This window comes from Clostridium sp. (assembly GCF_051650885.1).
Taxonomy (GTDB): domain Bacteria; phylum Bacillota; class Clostridia; order Clostridiales; family Clostridiaceae; genus Clostridium.
The window spans coordinates 1-1,707 of the sequence record NZ_JBOFRG010000191.1 but is presented as its reverse complement, the minus strand read 5'-3'; the positions used below and the strand labels follow the sequence as shown (position 1 = coordinate 1,707).

Genomic DNA, 1,707 nt, shown 5'->3' with positions numbered 1-1,707 from the left:
AACAGCGGCTCCGTTATATGATCTTTTAAAAGGTGAATCTAAAAGAAGCGTTAAGACAATCAAAATGGATAACAAATGTCAAATTGCATTTTCTACACTCAGAGGACACTTATCAGAGAAAACTTTGAGATATAAGCCTGATTTTAGCAAGCCATTTATACTCACTACTGATGCATCGGAACATGGGATAGGTGCAATACTCTCACAAACAGGGTCTGATGGAAAAGATAAGTTCGTTAGTGCATACAGTAAAAGCCTCGAAAAGGCTCATAAGAATTATTCAACGACAGACAAAGAATTATTAGCAGTAGTAAAAAGTATTAGTCATTATCGGAATTATCTCTTGGGAAAAGAATTTATCTTAAAAACAGACCATAAAGCCCTAACTTACATGTGGGAGACAAAAAATCCTACCAGCAGGTTGCTTCGCTGGGCTATGATATTGCAGGAATTTTCGTTTATACCCACCTACATAAAGGGCGAAGAAAATGGAGCGGATGGCTTCAGCAGACAACCAATAGTAGCACAACTTGGGGAAAGAAGAGTTGATGAATTGACATTGGAAGATAAACAGAAAATAATTGAATCTTATCACTTGCTTTCGGGACATGGAAAACCAAATACCATGAAATTCATGATTAATCAAAGGTACAAATGGAAAACTCTCCACAAAGATGTCGAGGAGTACGTCAAGAAATGTGAGATCTGTTTAAAATCTGGCTACCCTCTTATAAACACTAAAAACAGAGTAATTAAGACCGAGAGACCAAATCAACTTTGGGAATTGGATTTAATAGGTAGGATACCTGACAAGTCCGGAGGGAATAGTTTCATTTTCATAGCAATTGATCACTATAGTAAATGGGTCGAAACGGCTATAATTAACCATAAAACAGGTCCAGTCATAACAGAAGCCATTCAGAAGCTAATTATAGATAAGCATGGCATTCCAACTATCATTCTAACTGATAATGGGCTTTAATTTGCGAACAAGGATGTTCGAAGTTTTCTGAGAGTAAAGGTATTGAGTGGAAATTCAGTTCACCGGAACATCACGAAACTGTCGGGGCAGTGGAGCGTGCGAATCAATCACTTATCAATATTCTAAAAAGAATAACATCTTATGGTGAGATAAGCTGGAAAAGACAACTTAAAAACGCTACGGACGCACTAAATTACTCGTATAACAGGAGTATTGGAATGTCGCCTTACATGTTAAAAGAAAAGAAAGTTCCATTATTCCCAATAGACATTGAGCTTAAACAACAAGACATCACACTTTCAGCTTCTCAACTCATCAACAACAGGAACTATAACTTTGATAACTATAAGAAAGCCATAGAAAAAGGTAAAATAGAAATTAAGAAACGATTAAAGAAAGGGGACAATGTTCTCATATTTAAAGATGTGTTATCGGGAAAGTTTAAAAACAACTGGGAATCCGGCTATATTATTGAGGAAATCGTTGATCCAGATGCGTACGTCGTAAAAAAAGGAAACAAATTCTATCGGCTAAATAAATCAAGAGTAAAGTTTGACTCTTCAAAATAAGGGGGAGGGGTGTCGTACCCTGGTACGATTTATAATATGATAATTTTTACCCTCATGCAAGAACTAATCATTAAAGAACTTGACATTTATATTTCAACCCTTAAGTTTTTTATGATAAACTAGTGGTGGTCTCCCGTTCTAGAACGGGATGGTATG

General features: G+C 36.1%; 2 protein-coding genes. Both read left to right on the top strand.

What is annotated here, in order from left to right:
• The coding region (locus ACRC28_RS09400) for an RNase H-like domain-containing protein (protein ID WP_438543192.1) at positions 1-982 on the top strand (982 nt) is incomplete at its 5' end.
• Between the two features lie 218 nt (positions 983-1,200).
• On the top strand, positions 1,201-1,551 hold the full coding sequence (locus ACRC28_RS09395; RefSeq protein WP_438543191.1) for a hypothetical protein: 351 nt from the start codon (positions 1,201-1,203) through the stop codon (positions 1,549-1,551).
• Positions 1,552-1,707: the final 156 nt, after the last annotated feature.